Source organism: Nesterenkonia sp. HG001 (assembly GCF_034438835.1).
Lineage (GTDB): Bacteria > Actinomycetota > Actinomycetes > Actinomycetales > Micrococcaceae > Nesterenkonia > Nesterenkonia xinjiangensis.
Window position 1 is genome coordinate 148,873 of the sequence record NZ_JAOSZD010000008.1, and the last position, 18,401, is coordinate 167,273.

18 protein-coding genes are annotated in these 18,401 nt (G+C 67.8%); 2 read left to right on the forward strand and 16 right to left on the reverse strand.

The genetic code is table 11. From position 1 onward, the window contains the following. Positions 1-27: 27 nt before the first annotated feature. The 5 genes from ODE13_RS13755 to ODE13_RS13775 form a co-directional block, all read right to left on the reverse strand. The gene (locus ODE13_RS13755) at positions 28-435 is read right to left on the reverse strand and encodes a DUF3039 domain-containing protein (protein WP_416210709.1); all 408 of its coding nucleotides are present in this window, start codon (positions 433-435) and stop codon (positions 28-30) included. Positions 436-547: 112 nt separating this feature from the next. Beyond that, positions 548-2,137 (reverse strand): transporter, encoded by a 1,590-nt coding sequence (locus ODE13_RS13760; protein ID WP_322479762.1) that lies wholly within the window; start codon positions 2,135-2,137, stop codon positions 548-550. Continuing rightward, positions 2,122-2,940: an ABC transporter ATP-binding protein gene (locus tag ODE13_RS13765; RefSeq protein WP_322479763.1), complete on the reverse strand. Its 819-nt coding sequence runs from the start codon at positions 2,938-2,940 to the stop codon at positions 2,122-2,124. Before ODE13_RS13765 ends, ODE13_RS13760 begins: the two co-directional genes overlap by 16 nt. Before the next feature lie 61 nt (positions 2,941-3,001). Next, positions 3,002-3,961: a co-chaperone YbbN gene (locus ODE13_RS13770; RefSeq protein ID WP_322479764.1), complete on the reverse strand. Its 960-nt coding sequence runs from the start codon at positions 3,959-3,961 to the stop codon at positions 3,002-3,004. A gap of 78 nt (positions 3,962-4,039) precedes the next feature. Next, positions 4,040-6,196 carry a hypothetical protein gene (locus tag ODE13_RS13775; RefSeq protein ID WP_322479765.1) on the reverse strand — a complete coding sequence of 719 codons (2,157 nt, stop codon included), beginning with the start codon at positions 6,194-6,196 and terminating at the stop codon, positions 4,040-4,042. Positions 6,197-6,385: 189 nt separating this feature from the next. On the opposite strand from ODE13_RS13775, the gene ODE13_RS13780 reads away from it, so the two are divergent. Further along, positions 6,386-7,894 carry an AI-2E family transporter gene (locus ODE13_RS13780; protein ID WP_322479766.1) on the forward strand — a complete coding sequence of 503 codons (1,509 nt, stop codon included), beginning with the start codon at positions 6,386-6,388 and terminating at the stop codon, positions 7,892-7,894. A 27-nt stretch (positions 7,895-7,921) separates the two neighbouring features. On the opposite strand, the gene ODE13_RS13785 is transcribed toward ODE13_RS13780, so the two are convergent. After that, positions 7,922-8,242 (reverse strand): hypothetical protein, encoded by a 321-nt coding sequence (locus ODE13_RS13785; protein ID WP_322479767.1) that lies wholly within the window; start codon positions 8,240-8,242, stop codon positions 7,922-7,924. A gap of 85 nt (positions 8,243-8,327) precedes the next feature. On the opposite strand from ODE13_RS13785, the gene nucS reads away from it, so the two are divergent. Beyond that, on the forward strand, positions 8,328-9,020 hold the full coding sequence (gene nucS, locus ODE13_RS13790) for an endonuclease NucS (RefSeq protein WP_322479768.1): 693 nt from the start codon (positions 8,328-8,330) through the stop codon (positions 9,018-9,020). 156 nt (positions 9,021-9,176) lie between these two features. Here the strand turns inward: nucS and ODE13_RS13795 are convergent, their stop codons facing one another. The 10 genes from ODE13_RS13795 to ODE13_RS13840 all read right to left on the reverse strand — a co-directional run bounded on the left by ODE13_RS13795 (position 9,177) and on the right by ODE13_RS13840 (position 18,385). After that, a complete protein-coding gene (locus ODE13_RS13795) occupies positions 9,177-9,443 on the reverse strand; it encodes a F0F1 ATP synthase subunit epsilon (RefSeq protein WP_179540241.1) in 267 nt (88 codons plus the stop codon). A 31-nt stretch (positions 9,444-9,474) separates the two neighbouring features. Next, positions 9,475-10,932, reverse strand: a complete 1,458-nt coding sequence (gene atpD, locus ODE13_RS13800; RefSeq protein ID WP_179540242.1) for a F0F1 ATP synthase subunit beta — start codon at positions 10,930-10,932, stop codon at positions 9,475-9,477. Positions 10,933-11,009: 77 nt separating this feature from the next. Continuing rightward, complete coding sequence (locus ODE13_RS13805; protein ID WP_179540243.1) at positions 11,010-11,903, reverse strand: F0F1 ATP synthase subunit gamma; 894 nt, start codon at positions 11,901-11,903, stop codon at positions 11,010-11,012. 112 nt (positions 11,904-12,015) lie between these two features. Then, complete coding sequence (gene atpA, locus ODE13_RS13810; RefSeq protein WP_179540244.1) at positions 12,016-13,647, reverse strand: F0F1 ATP synthase subunit alpha; 1,632 nt, start codon at positions 13,645-13,647, stop codon at positions 12,016-12,018. A gap of 133 nt (positions 13,648-13,780) precedes the next feature. Beyond that, positions 13,781-14,590 (reverse strand): F0F1 ATP synthase subunit delta, encoded by an 810-nt coding sequence (locus ODE13_RS13815; RefSeq protein WP_322479769.1) that lies wholly within the window; start codon positions 14,588-14,590, stop codon positions 13,781-13,783. Further along, positions 14,590-15,150 carry a F0F1 ATP synthase subunit B gene (locus ODE13_RS13820; protein ID WP_179540246.1) on the reverse strand — a complete coding sequence of 187 codons (561 nt, stop codon included), beginning with the start codon at positions 15,148-15,150 and terminating at the stop codon, positions 14,590-14,592. Before ODE13_RS13820 ends, ODE13_RS13815 begins: the two co-directional genes overlap by 1 nt. 84 nt (positions 15,151-15,234) lie before the next feature. Further along, the gene (locus ODE13_RS13825) at positions 15,235-15,438 is read right to left on the reverse strand and encodes an ATP synthase F0 subunit C (protein WP_179540247.1); all 204 of its coding nucleotides are present in this window, start codon (positions 15,436-15,438) and stop codon (positions 15,235-15,237) included. 179 nt (positions 15,439-15,617) lie between these two features. Then, positions 15,618-16,427 carry a F0F1 ATP synthase subunit A gene (gene atpB, locus ODE13_RS13830; protein ID WP_322479770.1) on the reverse strand — a complete coding sequence of 270 codons (810 nt, stop codon included), beginning with the start codon at positions 16,425-16,427 and terminating at the stop codon, positions 15,618-15,620. Positions 16,428-16,814: 387 nt separating this feature from the next. After that, on the reverse strand, positions 16,815-17,234 hold the full coding sequence (locus ODE13_RS13835; RefSeq protein WP_179540248.1) for an ATP synthase subunit I: 420 nt from the start codon (positions 17,232-17,234) through the stop codon (positions 16,815-16,817). Next, positions 17,231-18,385: an MraY family glycosyltransferase gene (locus ODE13_RS13840; RefSeq protein ID WP_322479771.1), complete on the reverse strand. Its 1,155-nt coding sequence runs from the start codon at positions 18,383-18,385 to the stop codon at positions 17,231-17,233. The genes ODE13_RS13835 and ODE13_RS13840 overlap by 4 nt, the downstream gene beginning before the upstream one ends. Positions 18,386-18,401 lie beyond the last annotated feature (16 nt).

Consider the following 18,401-nt stretch of genomic DNA (forward strand, 5'->3'; position numbering starts at 1 on the left):
GAGGTGCCCGCCGTCGTCATGGATGGGTCAGCGGTTGCGCCCGAAGCCGAAGAAGCCACCCCCGCGGCCGGCTGAGCCGCCGTCGCCGTCCCCGTCACCACCCTGAATGCCCTCATAGATCTCCTGGCACTCGGGGCAGACCGGAAACTTCTTCGGATCGCGGGAGGGGATCCAGACCTTGCCGCACAGAGCGACGACCGCGCCCCCCTCGAGGGCCGACTCCATGATCCTGTCCTTCTTCACATAATGCGAGAAGCGCTCATGGTCACCCGGCTCGGACAGCTGTTCCTGGTGCTCACGCTCGATCGTGGTCGCACCGCCCGGGGACGGTGCGGAGGCCGGATCTGCGGTGTGCATGTCGGAGGATGCCACGGTGGGCACGGAAGGGAGGTCCTGTGCACCGGGCAGGCGGACGCTGTGCTTGTGAACCATCATGGACCTCATTCTACCGCTCCATCCCTGACACAGTCATCGCGACGCCACACGGCCAGGATGCTGATCCATCCCGAGCGGCGAGGGCCGCTCACCGGGCCCGGCACCACGGGGCTCAGGCGTGGGCCCGGACCTGCTGGAACAGCTCGGGCTGGCTGCGGTCGTAGATGCGGGCGCCCAGGACCAGACCCGCGGTGAGCAGCGCCGCACCCTTGAGCACGGCCAGGATCCCCGTCAGCACCCCGATCCAGGCGATGTCGACGACCAGCCAGGCGATCCAGCCGGCGAGCTCCGGGATCATCAGCACGACGATGGCCAGCATCGAGAGCAGCTGGACGGCCATCACCCGCCCCATCGCACCCTGCGGCTGTTTGAAAGGGCTCTCCCCGGGCCTGGGCACCGGATACGTGAACCGGGCGGAGACGACCAGCGAGACTCCGACCGCGGTGAACAGGGCGCCCAGGCTCAGCCCTGTGGTGAGCAGCACCTGCATGGCGCCCTCGGCGATGAGGGCGGGGATCACCGCGGCCAACAGGGTCGCCGGCAGCGCGAACACCAGCAGCGCGAAGGCTCTGCCGAATCGATCATCAATGCCGCGGACCCCTGACGTCACGTGCAGACTGAAGGCCGTGTGGTCATAGGCCACATCCGCAGAGATGGCGAAGCCCAAAGTGAAGGCCAAGAAGGGACCGAGGGCATAGAGGAAGCCGGTCTGCCCGGTCTGCAGGTGCATCACGGTCACGAGGATCACCAGGCCGGGCACGACCACGAGCGAGCCGCCGTACCGGGGATCCTTCAGCCAATAGGTCAGAGCACGGGCGGCCACCGCGGCCCACGGGCGATCCGGCAGGAGAGCGAACAGCCCCAGGCGACCCTGCTGGGCGGCTCCGCGGCGGACTGTGGCCGAGCCGGGGCGCTCCGTGATCTTGACCAGACCGGCGCGGATGACCAGCACGGCCGCACCGGCGGTCCCGGCGAGGATGAGCAGGTGGATCAGGAAGCCTCCCCAGTCGCCGGCCGCGACGTCCCCGGGCAGCGCGGTCCCCGCGCCCAGCGGGGTGTAGGAGATGACTCGGGTGACCGTCGGCAGCGCCTCGGCGAGGCTGCCGAAGGCATCCTGCACGAGCGTGGACGCCGGCCAGACGAGGATCGCCAGGCCCAGCCCGGTGACCGCCATCAGATCACGGAAGCGGCGTCCGTCCAGCCAGGCGCTGGCCGTCGTGGTGACCGCTTGGCTGACCAGCGAGAAGGTCACCAGCAGTATCGGAGCGCTGACCGCGGCAGTGATCATGGCCGCCGGCTCGGCGCGCCAGTAGAGCACGTGGCCCAGCAGCCACACCACCGTGAGCAGGGCTCCGAGGGACAGCAGGCCGCACAGCACCAGGCCCGTGACCAGGGACCGTCGAGGTACCGCTGTGGTCACGAAATGTCTGGGGTCCATCAGACTGTCACGACCGGTGAGGAACAGCGGGATCAGCAGCCAGAGCAGCAGCACGGCGGCGCCGAGCAGCACGGAGACGGTGTGCCGAGTCTCCAGCGCCAGGCCGGCGGCCGGAGACCCGCTCACCACCAGAGCGGTGACCAGCAGACTCGTCATGCCCAGCCCGTAGAGCAGCATGAACAGCGTGCCGACGACCTGCCAGGCGGAGCGTCTGAAGCTGTTGGCGGCCAGCGCGAGCTTCAGGCGGATCAGAGTCGCAACCATGACAGCTCCTCGTGCCCGCCCTCGAGCCCGACCAGCTCCACGAAGCGACTCTCCAGGTCACCGCCGTCTCGGACCTCCTCCACGGTCCCCGAGACCAGCAGACGCCCTTCGGCGATGATGCCCACGTGGGAGCACATCCGTTGCACGAGGTCCATCACGTGGCTGGAGAGGATCACCGTGCCACCGGAGGCCACGTAGCTGTCCAGCAGGCCTCGGATGGTGCGGGCAGAGACCGGGTCCACCGCCTCGAAGGGCTCGTCCAGGACGAGCAGCTCCGGAGCATGGATCATCGCGGAGGCCAGCGCGATCTTCTTGGTCATTCCGGCCGAATAGTCGGCGACGAGCTGACCCGCCGCCTCAATGAGGCCGAGAACTCTCAGCAGGTCCGCCGTGCGCTCGGCGACGGTCTCCCGGTCCATCCCACGCAACAGGCCCGCATAGGTGACGAGCTGCTCCCCGCTCAGCCGGTTGAAGAGCATCACTCCGTCGGCGAGCACACCCATGCTGCGCTTGGCCTGGAGCGGCCGGGCCCACACGTCGACGCCGCCGACCTCCGCTCTGCCGTGGTCCGGGCGCAGCAGGCCGGTGGCCATGGAGAGCGTGGTGGTCTTCCCAGCGCCGTTGGGCCCGACGAAGCCGTAGAACGACCCTCGAGGGACCTCCAGGTCGAGACCGTCCACGGCGAGCTTCTCACCGAACCGCTTCCCCAGGCCGCTCAGCCGCAGGGCGGGCGGGCGGCCGGTGGATTCACTGTCGTGCGGCAGTACCGGGGCGGGCGACGTCGTGCGGCCGAACTCTGTCATGGTCGTCAGGCTAGTCTGTCGGCTGGAGGGCCAGCATCACCCGCGAGGATGATTCATCGGCTCAGAACAGCGCGCGGGCCAGTTGCTGACGCGAAGTGTTCACCCGAGGGTCGGTGTCCCCGACGATGGAGTAGAGCTCCACCAGGTGGGCCCTGGCCCGCTCCCGCTCTTCGCCGAAGTGGCCGCGGATGAAGGTGATCAACCGGGCGAAGGCGTCCTCCACGTGACCGCCGAGGACGTCCAGGTCGGCCACAGTGATCTGCGCGCCGACGTCGTCCGGGCTCTGCGCCGCCGCCGAGCGAGCCTGGTGGAGGTCCACGTCCTGGGTGCGCCGCATCAGCCGCACCTGGGCCAGACCGATCGAAGCGTCGGTGTCGCCCGGGTTCTCCCGCAGCGCCTGCTCGTAGGCGTCGATCGCTCCGTCGAGGTCACCAGTCTCCAAGCAGTCGTGGGCCTTCTGGTGCAGCGGCGGCAGCTCGGGCTCCTCCTCGGCGGCACGCGCTCGCCGGCTCTGCGGGGGAAGCTTCTGGGTCATGCCGTTCTGAGTGGCCAACTGGACCATCTCGGTGACCACCTGGCCGAGCTGGTCGGCCGGTACCGACGAGTCGAACTCACCGACGGGACGCCCACCGACGAAGGCAGTCGCCACAGGGATCTGATCCGCTCCCTGGGCCTGCGCAAGCTCCGGGCTGATCGAGGCGTCGACCTCGGCGAGCAGCACACGGCCCTGCTGGGCGTCCACGTGGTCTGCCAGCGTGGAGCGCATCGTCGTGGAGGCTTCGTCCTCCCCGTGGATCAGCACGATCACCGGCGCCTGGGCCGAGAGCTGCACGATCTGCTGCAGCTGCTCAGGACGGATCGGCACCACCCAGCTGTCGGCACCGGCGGCGTGCTCGCCGCCGGGCTGTCCCGGCTGGGGGTCCGGCCCACCGGCTCCTCCCAGCTGCGAGAGGTCCACCGCACCACGGGCGTTCACCGAGGCGGTCGCGCCGGTCTCGGATTCGGGTCCTGACTGGGTCACAGAGCTCACTCCTCCATCACTGCTGCTGGTCCGTACCGACTGCTCCGTCCCCGTCGGCCAGAGGCCGGGCGGGCACGGTCAGTCGAGGATGTTCACGTCACTCACGATATCGTGCACGCCGAGCAGGACCACCTGGTCCTCGTCCTCGGCGGGGATGTGGAGGATCATCGACTCCCGGTTGATGACGTCGGCGTCCGCAGTGGTCGTCTGTGTGCCGGCCAGCTCAGCGAGCGTCTCGTCCTCGAAGATGATCTGGTCCCCCAGCTCGAGCGGCCGCAGCTGCATCGTGGAGTCGAAGGACCCCACGGCGAGCACGGAACCGTCGGGAAGCCGCAGCGCGGTGGTGCTCCCCTCCACCAGGGGTCGGGTGTAGGAGATCTCCACGTCGGCAGCCGCCTCGCGGACCTCCTCCTGATAGGACTGCAGGTCCTCGATGTAGGGGTTGTCCTCCACGTGCGCGCCGAAATAGTACTCACGGTTGTTCAGGAACACCGCCGTGCGGATCATGGCGTAGTCCGGGGCGAAGCGGGCGACCTCGGCCTCCGGGTCCACCGGGACGATTCCCCCTTCCTCTGCGGCGATGGCCGGGAACTCGGTGCCGGGCATCATCATCACGGCCTGGGTGAGCCGGTAGTTCTCCCGCGGCGAGTCCTGTTCGATCACCAGCACCTGGGGAATCTCGGACTCTTCGTGTCGGGTGATGACCACGGCCTGGCGGGGGAACTCGGTGGATGAGGTGACGGCGGCGGCGAGCGGTGCGGAGCCGATAGGCTCCGGGCCGGCGGCGTCGCTGATCTCCTGGTTGCGGTAGGTGAGCTCACGGACCTCAAGGGCGTTCCCGTCGACGCGCTCCTCGAGGACCTCAGCATCCTGGTCCTCGTCACCGGCCTCGACGACCTCGACGATGTCCTCCAGGATGTGCTGGAGCTGGCTTTCCAGAAGCACCGAGTACTCACCGGCCTCGGGAACATCAGCGCCGGCGTCCTCAGCGTCCGCGTCGTCGAACTCCTCCTCAGCCTGCTCCTCGGCCTGCTCCTCGGCCTCCTCGGGCGAGGCGCGCAGGCTCCCGGTGATGTCGGCGCCGGGCACTGCGGTGACGGCCACGGCCGCGAGCACCGCGACCGAGGAACTGCGCCACCAGAATGAGCGGCGTCCGGGCTCCTGGCTGTCAGCGGCAGGGCCCTCAGCCGCAAGGTCCTCAGCTGCAGGGTCCTCATCGGGGGTTCCCGAGGGAGCGGGGGCGGTCGCGTCGTCCTCCTCACGCACCGGCACCCCATCCGGGCCTGCGGTGGTCTCACCGTCGGCTGAGGTCTCCTCCACACCGGGGGTCGCAGGGATCACAGTGGTCTCCTCCGAGGTCAGATCCATGACCTCCTCGCCATCGACGTCCTTGTCGTCGGCATCCTCCTCGTCGATCTCGGCACGATCAGCGGCCTCAGCGTCGGCCAGAGTCCCGGAGGAGGCCTCGGACTCCTCGCCCGCGGCGGGGGTGATCGTCGTCGCCGTGGTCGCGTCCGTGGGTTCGGAGGCCCCTGCGTCCTCGACGTCGGCCCCCTCTGCCTCCTGCGCGTCCTCTGGCACCACCTCGCCGTCATAGGCCGCGGCGAGCACATCGCGCTCCCTCCGGCGGGCGGCCATGGCGCGGTAGGACAGCAGCAGGGCCAGCAGGATCAGCAGCGCACCGGCCACGCTCAGCGCGATGCCCAGGGTGCGGTCCACCGGCTGCTCGACCTCGACAGCGACTGCGGCCGGGGCGGCTTCCTCGCCGTCGCGGAAGAGCATCAGCCCCCAGTCCCCGGAGTCATCGGGGGCGACCCAGCGATACTCCAGAGATCCTTCGGCGATCTCCGTGGCGACCCACAGGTCAGAACCTGAAGGGTCCGGCACCTGGGCCTCGCCGTCGACATGCTCCGCGACCACGCTCGGCGGCTCCTCGGCGGAGCCTTCCTCCACACCGGTGATGCGCACATGGGCCGCATCGTCCACCCAGGCGTCGATGTCGTCGAGACGCGCCAGAGCGATCGTGAACTCACCCTCAGCCTCGATGGTGAATTCCTCGCTGCCCTGCTCGGGATCCACCACGCCGTCGGTGATCACCGTCAGCGGGGCCTCCTCGACCTCGGACGTCTGCGCTGTGGAGACCTCCTGCGGAGCCCAGACGGACAGCAGGCCGATGCCAGCCGCCAGGGCGGCCAGTCCGAGCAGGAAGGCGAGGATCGATGACAGGAAACGCACGGATGGGTGTCCTTAGATGTGGAGGGCACATGAACGGACGGACCGCCGCCACATCGGCGGCGGTCCAACACTTTAGACTAACTCACGATAACGATCCGGTCACGCTCGGGAGCACCTTGGACGGCTCGTAGACGCGACGTTCCGGACCGCCTCCCGCGCCCCGACAGGGCGCACAGCTAGGCTGACCTCGTGAGTCTCCTGCAGCGAGCTCTCCGGCGACTGACCCCACGGGGGCGTCGTGCGGGGACAGAGGACGCCAGCCCGGACGCCCCCGCGCGCCCTGACGCCGACCTGGGCAAGAACTCTCCGCGGCGCATCTCGCGCCTGCGCCGCTCGCTGCGCCCGATCCTCGAAGACCCTGACGAACCCGTGCGGCGCTACGACGCCTACGGACTGCCGCCCGAAGTGGACCCGAGCCCCGCTGAGCGGGCCACCCCCGGGGCCGTCGGCCCGGCCGGGTCCGCCGTGCGCCCAGCAGACGGCTCCCAGGGGACCTCGTCGGGCGCCTCGCCCCAGCCGATGCAGGACGAGCCCTCCGGACACCCGGACACCGCCGTGACAGGCGTCGACGTCGCGTCCACCGGCTCCTCCCCGCCGGGTCCCACGCAGCGCGATCCCACGCAGCCCGATCCGAGGGCTCCGCGCGCCCTGCAGCAGTTCACGCAGACCACGCGTCCGGTCTACACAGGCTTCATGTTCACCGTCGGCGTCGGCCTGGCACTGCTGATCTTCTACATCGGACAGACGAACACCCAGCTGCTCGTCTGGATCGGGGCGGCGCTGTTCATCGCTTTGGGCCTGGACCCGGTGGTCCGCGCCCTGGAGCGCCTCGGACTCCCTCGCCCCGCCGGGGTCACCGCGACCATGCTGACCTTCGTCACCACAGTCGCCTCCTTCATCGCGTGGCTGGCTCCCGCGGTGACCCAGCAGATGTCGAACTTCGCAACCTCGATCCCGCAGATCGTCTACGACATGTCACGCACCCCCTGGTTCCGGCGTCTGGACGACGACTTCCAGCTCCAGGACATCATCGACACCGAGGTCAGCCGCTTCGTCGCGGACTCGTCGAACATCACCAATGCCCTGGGCGGACTCTTCGGCGTGGGCGCAGCTGTGCTGACCACAGGCTTCGGGATGCTCGTGGTGGCGGTCCTGGCCCTGTACTTCTTGGCCTCGCTGCCCACCATGAAGGCCTGGGGCTATCGGCTCGTGCCTCGAACCCGCCGCCCGCGCATCCAGCACCTGGGCGAGAGGATCCTCAACGGCGTGGGCTACTACGTCATCGGCCAGGCCTGCGTGGCGTTCTTCAACGGTGTGGTGGCCTATATCGCGATCACCATCGCCGGTGTGCCATTCGGGGCCCTCTTCGCCGTCGTCGTCGGGGTACTGGCCTTCATCCCGCTGGTCGGACCGGTGACCGGCGGCTCACTCGTGACCCTCGTGGCCCTGACCGTGGACTGGCAGACGGCGGTGACCTTCGCGGCGATCTACTTCATCTACCTTCAGATCGAGGCCTACCTGGTCTCTCCGCGCATCATGTCCCGGGCGGTGAAGATCCCAGCCGCGGTCGCCGTGATCTCAGTGATCGCCGGAGGCACGCTGCTCGGCGTCCTGGGCGCCCTGATGGCCATCCCGACGGCCGCCGCCCTGATGCTGCTGATCCGTGAGGTGCTGATCACCCATCAGGACTCTCGGTGACCGCCTGTGCCGCTTCCGTCCAACCGCTCAGCTGATCCGCCAGCAGTGGCTGTGCCAATGCCGACGCTCGGCGGCCGCATGCTCGTCCCCGAAGAGGGAGTCGGCCCGCCACGCCACCACGTGCGCGGTGCCGGCCGGGATGGCCAGGTGACATCCCGGGCAGATGTACTCCTTGGCCGCACCGGCTGCGGCGATCCGACGCACATGGTACTCCCCGTCACGGCGGGAGACCGTTCCCGCAGAGAATCCTCCGGCGGAGAGCAAGCCCGGATTCAGGGGACGGGCTTCGCGCTGCCATTTGGAGGGTCCGCGCCCGCCGCGCCGTGATCCTCGAGAGCCCTTCGCCATGGACCCCATTGTGGCAGAGCCGCCCCGGCATCTCACCGCACGGCGTGCACCGCACGCAGCGGCGGAGCGGGTAGGATCGATCACCGTGCGATTGGTGATTGCGACATGCTCCGTGACCTATACCGGACGACTCAACGCCCACCTGGCCCAGGCGACGCGCCTGCTGATGGTCAAAGCTGACGGCGCGGTGCTCGTCCATTCCGACGGCGGCTCCTACAAGCCGCTGAACTGGATGTCCCCTCCGGCCACCCTGCGCGTCACCGAACCGGACGCCGAGGAGGCCGAGGCCGGCATCGTCGAGATCTGGACCGTCAAGGCCGATAAGAGCGACGACACCCTGCGCATCTCGCTCTCCGAGATCCACCATGACTCCCGCCACGAGCTCGGAGCGGACCCCGGGCTGGTCAAGGACGGGGTGGAGTCTGATCTGCAGCGGCTGCTCTCTGAACAGATCGATCGTCTCGGCGATGGCCACAGCCTCATCCGCCGCGAGTACCCAACCCCGATCGGCCCGGTGGACATCCTGGCGAAGGGCCCCGGCGGCACCATCGCCGTGGAGCTAAAGCGGCGTGGGGACATCGACGGCGTCGAGCAGCTCACGCGCTACCTGGACCTGCTCAACAGAGACCCGCTGCTGGCCCCGGTGGAAGGCGTCTTCGCGGCGCAGCAGATCAGGCCGCAGGCGCGCACCCTGGCCGAGGACCGGGGCATCCGCTGCGTGGTCCTCGACTATGACGAGATGCGCGGCGTGGATGACGCCGAATCCCGCCTGTTCTGACCCCGCCCCGGCCTGGCCGCCTCGCTTTCCCTACGGCACCAGCAGCGCTACGGCGCCAGAGGCCGAGCCCTGCGGTGTGCGCACACACGAAGGCCGCCGTCGGGCCCCTCACGGGGTTCGACGGCGGCCTACGAGTGTGTGAAGTGAGTGTGCCGGTCAGTCCGTGACCAGCTGGGCGTCGTCAGCGACGACGGTCACCCGGTCGGAGTCGACCGAGAAGAAGCCACCGTTGAGATGCGCCCGGACAGGGGCACCCTCCACCGGCTCGATGACTAGCTCACCGGAGGACAGCAGCGCCAGCACCGGAGTGTGACCGGGGAGGATCCCCATGTCACCCTCGATGGTGCGGCCACGGATCGCCTTCGCGGTCCCGGACCACACTGCGCGGTCCTGGGAGACCACCTGGACGTCGAGTTCAGCCATGATCTGTTCCTTCCCCGTGATGTCCGAAGACTCAGGAGTTCTTCTGCAGCTCGGCGTACTTCTGCTCGACGTCGTCCAGGCCACCGACGTTGTAGAACGCCTGCTCCGGAATGTGGTCGAGATCGCCGTTGCAGATCGCGTTGAAGCCCTCGACGGTGTCCTTGATCGGCACCGTCGAACCCTCGACGCCGGTGAACTGCACCGCGGTGTAGGTGTTCTGGGAGAGGAACTGCTCGATGCGGCGGGCGCGCGAGACCATGATCTTGTCCTCTTCGGAGAGCTCGTCCACACCGAGGATCGCGATGATGTCCTGCAGTTCCTTGTTCTTCTGCAAGATCTGCTTCACGCGGGTCGCCGTGTCATAGTGCGCCTGACCGATGTACTGCGGGTCCATGATGCGCGAGGTCGAGCTGAGCGGGTCCACCGCGGGGTAGAGACCACGCGAGGCGATCGCACGCGAGAGCTCGGTGGTCGCGTCCAGGTGGGCGAACACGTTCGCCGGCGCCGGGTCGGTGTAGTCGTCGGCGGGGACGTAGACGGCCTGCATCGAGGTGATGGAGTGGCCACGGGTCGAGGTGATGCGCTCCTGGAGCACACCCATCTCGTCCGCCAGGTTCGGCTGGTAGCCCACTGCCGAGGGCATGCGCCCCAGCAGGGTGGAGACCTCCATGCCAGCCTGGGAGAAGCGGAAGATGTTGTCGATGAAGAGCAGCACGTCCTGGTTCTTCACGTCCCGGAAGTACTCCGCCATCGTCAAAGCGGACAGCGCCACCCGCAGACGGGTGCCGGGCGGCTCGTCCATCTGGCCGAACACCAGAGCGGTGTCCTTGAGCACGCCGGCCTCTTCCATCTCGACCCAGAGGTCGTTGCCCTCACGGGTCCGCTCACCGACACCGGCGAAGACCGAGGTGCCGCCGAAGTTTCGGGCCACACGCGTGATCATCTCCTGGATGAGCACGGTCTTGCCCACACCGGCACCACCGAACAGACCGATCTTGCCACCCTGGATGTAGGGGGTCAGCAGGTCGATGACCTTGATGCCGGTCTCCAGCATCTCGGTGGAGCCCTCCAGGGCCGCGAAGTTCGGAGGCTGACGGTGGATCGGCCAGCGGTCCTCGATCTCCAGCTCGGAGGTCGGCATGTCCAGGGTCTCCCCCAGGACGTTGAAGATGTGGCCCTTGACGGAGTCACCCACCGGCACGGAGATCGCCGAGCCGGTGTCGTGCACCGGCAGGCCACGCACGAGACCGTCGGCCCCCTGCATCGAGATGCCCCGGACGAGGTTGTCGCCCAGGTGCTGGGCTGTCTCGAAGGTGATCGTCTTGGTCTCGCCGCCGAGGGTCACCTCGGTGGTCAACGCGTTGTAGATCTCCGGCATGGCGTCAGCAGGGAACTCGATGTCGACGACCGGGCCGATGACCCGGGCGATACGACCGGTCGCACCCGACGGAACGGCCACGGCGGACTGTTCTGCAGTACTGGCAGTCATCTCTCTCACTTCACTTGATGTTGGATGATGTCAAAGCGGTCAGTTCGGGCGGTCGTTGGCTCCGCCCCGTGGGCTGCTTAGCTCGCGGACAGCGCGTCGGCGCCCGCGATGAGCTCAGTGAGCTCCTGGGTGATCTCGGCCTGTCGTGCGTTGTTGCGCAGCAGCGTGTACTTGCGGATCAGCTCGTCGGCGTTGTCTGCGGCGGACTTCATCGCCCGCTGACGTGCGGCCAGCTCCGAGGCTGAGGCTTCGAGCATCGCCGAGAAGATGCGCGACTCGACGTAGCGCGGCAGCAGCGCGTCGAGCACGTCCTCCGGGGTCGGCTCGAACTCGTAGAGCGGCAGCAGCTCGTCCTCGGCCTCGACCTCCTTCTCGACGACGGCCAGCGGCAGCATCCGGTGGACCACCGGCTCCTGGCTGATCATCGACTTGAACTCGGTGTAGACCAGGTACAGCTCGTCCACGCCGCCCTCGGAGGCGTCCTGGACGAAACGCTCGATCAGGGCATCCCCGATCTCGCGGGCGGTCTCCACCGCCGGAGAGTCAGTCCCTCCGGTCCAAACCTGGTCGTACTCACGCTCACGGAAGTCGAAGTACGCCTGGGCCTTGCGACCGTAGAGATACGGACGGACCTCCTTGTCCTCCTCGCGGAGGTAGGCGATGAGCGACTCGGCACGCTTGAGCACGTTGGTCGAGTAGGCACCGGCGAGACCGCGGTCAGAGGTCATGATCAGCACCGCCGCGCGGGTCGGGTTCTCCGACTTCTGCGTCAGCACATGCTCGATGTCGTCCTGCGAGGCCACGGCCGAGACCGCGCGGGTGATGGCCTCCGAATACGGCAGCGACGCGCGCACGCGCTGGCGCGCCTTGCCGATCCGCGAGGTCGCGATCAGCTCCATCGCTTTGAAGATCTTCTTCATCGACGAGGTCGATGCGATCTTCTCACGGTAGACCCGGATCTGGGCTCCCATGCTTGTCCTTCCCTGAAGTGGTCGGCTCCGCCGCCGACGTGGCGAAGAGCTGGCTCTGCAGCGAGCCCTCTCCTGCGCCGACGTCGACGGCTGGAGTCAGAGTCAGCTCGACTCAGCGGTCCTGAGCGACGATCTCTTCCTGACCGATCTCGTCCGCGGACAGCGCCTCGGCCTGCTCGTTGCCGACGATCGACTGCGGACCCTCCGCGTGGAAGGACCGCTTGAACTCCACGATGGCCTGCTCCAGCTCGGAGAGGGTGTCGTCCTCGAGCTTGCCGGACTCCGCGAGGTTGGTCAGCACGGTCGTCTTGCGACGCAGGTGCTCGATCCAGTCCTGCTCGAAGCGCTTGACGTCGTTGACCTCGACATCATCCAGGTGGCCCTTGGAACCTGCCCAGATGGAGACGACCTGCTCCTCGACCGGGTACGGGGAGTACTGCGCCTGCTTGAGCAGCTCCATCTGACGCTCACCGCGGACCAGCTGCTGACGAGTGGTCGGGTCGAGGTCCGAGGCGAACATCGCGAAGGCCTGCATGTCGCGGTACTGCGCGAGGTCCAGCTTCAGCGTGCCCGCCACCTTCTTCATGGCCTTGACCTGGGCTGCACCGCCGACGCGGGACACCGAGATGCCGACGTCGACCGCGGGGCGCTGGTTGGCGTTGAAGAGGTCCGACTGCAGGAAGATCTGCCCGTCGGTGATGGAGATGACGTTGGTCGGGATGTAGGCCGAGACGTCGTTGGCCTTGGTCTCCACGATCGGCAGTCCGGTCATCGAGCCGGCGCCCAGCTCGTCGGAGAGCTTCGCACAACGCTCCAGCAGACGGGAGTGCAGGTAGAACACGTCGCCCGGGAAGGCCTCGCGCCCCGGCGGGCGGCGCAGCAGCAACGAGACCGCACGGTAGGCCTCGGCCTGCTTCGAGAGGTCGTCGAAGATGATCAGGACGTGCTTGCCGCCGTACATCCAGTGCTGGCCGATGGCCGAGCCGGCAAACGGCGCAAGGTACTTGAAGCCCGCCGGGTCAGAGGCCGGCGAGGCCACGATGGTGGTGTACTCCAGCGCTCCCTGCTCCTCCAGCGTCTGGCGCACGGCCGCGATGGTGGAGGCCTTCTGGCCGACCGCGACGTAGATGCAGCGGACCTGCTTGGTGACGTCGCCGGAGTCCCAGTTCGCCTTCTGGTTCAGGATCGTGTCGATGGCGATGGCGGTCTTGCCGGTCTGACGGTCGCCGATGATCAGCTGACGCTGGCCACGGCCGATCGGGATCATCGCGTCGATGCCCTTGATGCCCGTCTGGAGCGGCTCGTGCACGGACTTGCGCTGCACGACCGAGGGGGCCTGGAGCTCCAGCGCGCGGCGACCCTCCGGCTCGATGTCCCCCAGGTCGTCGATCGGGGCTCCCAGCGGGTCCACGACGCGTCCCAGGAACTTGTCGCCCACCGGCACCGAGAGGACCTCGCCGGTGCGGTGCACCTCCTGGCCCTCCTCGATCCCGGAGAAGTCACCGAGGATCACGACGCCGATCTCGCGGGTGTCGAGGTTCTGAGCCAGGCCCAGGGTTCCGTCCTGGAAACGGAGAAGTTCGTTGGCCATGGTCGAGGGCAGTCCCTCGACGCGGGCGATGCCGTCGGCCGCCGAGATCACCCGTCCGACCTCGACGCGCTCGGTGCGCGCCGGGTCGTAGGACGCTGCGAACTCGTTCAAAGCATTGCGGACGTCGTCGGCGTTGATGGTCAAGTCGGCCATCTGCAGTCCCTGCTCTCCTGTGTCGTGGCCGCAGCTGCGGCCGAGTGGTTCAAAGATTCACGTGTATGTCAGCGCCATCGGCGCTGGATGTCAACGGCGCTGCGAGACGCGTGCGCTGCTCCGGGTCCCCGGATCAGCCTGCCAGTCTCCGGTTGAGGTCGTTGAGTCGTGTCGAGACCGTGGAGTCCACCACCTCGTCACCGACCTGCACCCGGATGCCGCCGACCACGGAAGGGTCGACGACGACGTCGAGTTTGAGCTCTCGTCCGAAGTAACGGTCAAGACTGGAGCTCAGCCGCCGCTGGTGGGCGACGTCGAGCTCCTTGGCGACGGTGACCTGGGCGATCCAACGCTGCTGACGCGCCGCCACCTGCCCGGCGAAGCGCTCCACGAGCGCCTCCGGACGCAGACCACGGGGAGCGGTCACCGCCCGATCGATGAGCAGACGGGCTTCAGCGCCGACTTCGGCGGAGAGACGCCCGGCCAGCTTCCGCTTGGCCTCTGCCTCCGCCTGAGGCTCGGTGAGCGCATGCTGCACCTCGTGAGAGGAGGACACCGCGCGCCTGAAGCTCAGGAGATCGGACTCCAGCGCCTCGAGACCCTCGAGACCGCCCTTCTCAGCCTGAACGGCGGCGACCGAGACCGCGAGACGCTCGACCGCGTCGCCGAGGTCGCGCTCCCGGCTCCAGCGCTGTGAGGCCACGGCCTCGAGCACGGTCGCGGTGCCGGCCCGCACCTTGGCGCCGAAGAGCGCGCGCACCACGGAGGCACGATCCTGCGCCTCACGGGAAGGGTCGGTCAGGCTCCTGCGCAGCGCGGGCGAGGAGTCCAGCACGTCCAACGCGTGGAAGAGCTCAGCCGCGACGGCGAGCTCAGCACCGTCGAGCGTGTCCGCCAGCTGCTCCTGCAGCGAAGCGAGGGATTCTCCGGTCACCGCAGCCATTACTGTGCCGCTCCTGTCCTGTTCGACTGCTCGGCGTCGAGGTCAGCGAGGAAACGGTCCACCACGCGCTCCGAGCGGGCGTCATCCTCCAGAGCCTCTCCGACGATCCGGCCGGCCAGCTGCGTCGCCAGCGCGCCGACGTCCTGGCGCAGCGTCACGGCCGCCTGCTGGCGCTCCGCGGCGATCTGCTGCTGAGCCTGCTCGGTGATGCGAGCAGCCTCTGCCGCCGCCTTCTCCTTGTGCTCGGCGACGATCTGAGCGCCCTCCGCGCGAGCCTCCTCGCGGATGCGGCTGGCCTCGGCACGGGAGTCGGCCAGGTTCTGCTCGTACTCGGCCTTCATCGCCTCGGCCTCGGCCATGGCCTCCTCGGCCTGGCTCAACCCACCCTCGATCGCCGTGCGGCGATCCTGGTAGGCCTTCTCGAAGGCCGGAGCGATGAACTTCACCACGACGGCGAGCAGCGCCAGGAAGCCCAGGATGACGACAAGGGTCTCCCAGAGGTTGGGAACCAGCGGGTTGGCGTCCTCGGCCGCTGCCTGGATCAGTGAAGTGCTGATCATGTGTTCACCCATTTTCACTAGTCAGACGGTCTGAAGGGGGTCCAGGCCAGCTGCACCCCTCACACGGGCTGTGTCAGAGCCTGGTCAGATCACGAAGGCGAAGACGATCGCCAGGACGAAGACCGCCTCAGCCAGGGCGAAGCCGAGGATGGCGATCGGCTGGAGGACACGCTGGGCCTCGGGCTGGCGAGCGACACCGTTGATGTACGCGGCGAAGACCAGGCCGATGGCGATGGCAGCACCGAGACCGGCGATGCCCATGCCGAGCATGTTCAGGGATCCATCCATGGAATTTCTCTCTTTCTGTCTCGATCCCGGTGCGTGTCACCGGGACTGTCTCTGGTCGTCCGGCCGGGGCTGCCGGCCGGACGATCGTTTCTGCGGGTGGGGCGCTCCGTGGAGAGCTCCCCGGGTCTGCGTTCTTGTCCTCGAGCCGATCGCGAGTCTGCCGATGCGGAAGGAAGGGGTCAGTGGGCGTCGGCCTCGATCGAACCCTGGATGTAGATCGCCGTCAGCAGCGCGAAGACGAAGGCCTGAAGGACCATCATGATCAGTTCCAGGAAGTAGAGCGGGATGGAGCCGAGCAGGATCAGGAAGCCCAGACCGCTCGAGCCGATGCCTTCCTGCTGGGCGATGAGGAACTCCGCACCGGAGCCGGCCAGCATTACGATGATGTGACCTGCCAGCATCACGGCCATCAGACGCAGCGAGTGGGTCAGCGGGCGGATGAGGAAGTTCGAGAGGAACTCGATGGGGACCAGAAGCGGCAGCAGCCACTTCGGCACGCCCGAGGGCACGGTCATCAGTTTCACGAAGCGACCGCCGTGGAGCTTGAAGCCCATGCCGATCCAGGTCACCCAGATGATCGCCGCGATGGCGTAGGCCGAGCCGGCGTGAGAGAAGGTCGGCATCTGCAGGAGGGGCACCGCGCCGAAGAGGTTGTTGAACAGCACGAAGAAGAAGACCGTGAAGAGGAACGGCACCCACGGCTTGAAGTGCTTCTCCCCGAGAATGTCCCGCCCCAGGCTGTTCCGCACGAAGGAGTAGCCACCCTCGGCGATGAACTGGAGCCTCGACGGCACCAGCTCGTGCTTCCGGATGGCGAACATGAAGAACCACCAGATGGCCAGCACGGCGAGGATGACCATCAGCATGTTCTTGCCGAAGCCGGTCCCCCATTCCGCCATCCACGGGAAGATCTCCGGAAGATGGGTCTCACTGATCGTCGGCGGGGTGAAACCACCCTCGTCGGCGGCTACGAGCGCAAGCGACTGCAACGCTGGTCCTCTCTGCGGTGTCCGTCATCGGGCACATGGGGCATGGGCCCCGGGCATCGGCGAGCCGGAGGGTCTCCGTCTCTACGTCGTTCTCGGCGCGATCGGCGGATGCTCTCCAGTGACATGCACACAGAGATATCCCTCAACCCCGGAACGGGGATGAGCTGGGGAATGGTGGTTGGACAGAATCCATCACCGTGATGCGGCCCTCAGTCAGCCTATCAAAGACCGAGGGGACGCACGGCACGCCCTCGCGCCAGGAACAACTGTACTACGAGCTGTAGAAGTCCACGTCACTGTGACTCACCCCTCGCAACCTCCCCCGCACAGCGGTCTCGGTCCGAGGCCTCGTGCGACCCTGCCGGAACCAGCACGCAGGAGACGGCTTCAGCCCTCTTCGGGATCGACGGCGATGCGCATCCTCATGAAGGCGGTGATCTCGGCGATCTGCCAGACCACGACGACCCCCGCTGCGGGGAAGAGCGTCCATCCGGGGACGATCCACCCCGGTGCGGGCACCGAGGTCAGCACCACTGCCAGCAGGATGATCTTCACCGCGAATCCCAGCATGAAGGCAGTGATCGCCTGGGCGGGGACCACTCGCTCGGCGATGTCCACCAGCAGCAGGCTCAGCGCCGAGAACACGACCACGATCATTCCGCCGAGAGACGCGCTGAGCGCGGCGTCGGCACCGGCGACCGCCAGGCCGGCCAGAGCGGCGAGCAGCGTCGCGGAGACGCCCGCCGCCAGGGAGACCAGGAGCACCCTCCTCCAACCGGTGGCACGCGGGAACAGCTTCGTCGTCATCCAGACCTCTCTCGCCGGGCGCGCAGGGCCCGCTCCGCCGCCTGTCGGTTCACCCTGCGGGCTCGGCGGCGCAACCAGGGGCTCAGGGTCAGGACAGTGGCGGCACCCAGGGTGCCCAGCATCACCAAGCTCACGAACCACCATGGCAGGAAGCTGAAGGAGACCGCGCCGAAGGAGAAGAGTGCGGACCACAGGTAGAGGAGCAGCACCGCCTGCGGATGAGAGTATCCGCCGTCGACCAGTTTGTGATGCAGGTGTCCGCGGTCCGGGCTGAAAGGTGACGCCCCGCGGGCAGTGCGCCGGATGACGGCCAGCGCCAGGTCCAGGAGCGGCAGCAGCGTGACCGCCAGCGGCAGCAGGATCGGCATGTAGGCGGGGACGTTGCGGAAGCGCCAGCCCTCGGAGAGCTGCCCGACGTCCGAGGTCACCGCGACCGCACCGGCGGCCATCACCAGACCCAGCAGCATCGCCCCAGTGTCGCCCATGATGATGCGCGCGGGATGGAAGTTGTGCGGCAGGAAGCCCAGGCAGGCGCCCACCATCACGGCCATGAGCAGGGTGACGAGGTTGGAGGCGTCGAACTGATTGATCGACAGGGTCAGCAGATAGCTGTAGATGAAGAACGCGCTGCCGCCAATCGCCGCGACCCCGGCCGCCAGCCCGTCGAGACCATCGATGAAGTTGAAGGCGTTGATGGTCAGCACCACCAGGAACACCGTCAGGGCCGCCTGGACCGGGGCATCCCCGACTCCCAGCCAGCCGACCGGCATCACCTCCAGCCGCACGCCGTGGATCACGAGCAGCACCCCGGCGCCGATCTGGCCGATCAGTTTGAGGAACCAGTGGATGTCCCAGGCGTCGTCGGCCATCCCCACGATGAGGATCAGCACCATGGCGGCGAACACCCCGCGCACCGGGGTGAGATCGGCGAAGATGCCGCTCAGGTACGGCACTGCGGCCGCGGCCGCCAGGCCCACCACCATACCCAGGAACATCCCTGCCCCGCCCCAGCGGGGCAGGGTCTGCCGGTGCATGTCCCGGTCACGGACGGGCGTGTAGACGCCCAGCGTGAGCGCGACCGTGCGCACCAGCGGCGTGACGGCATAGGTCACCACCGCGGAGATGGTGAGCACGATGAGGAAATAGATCATGAGGACGTCGGGGCCC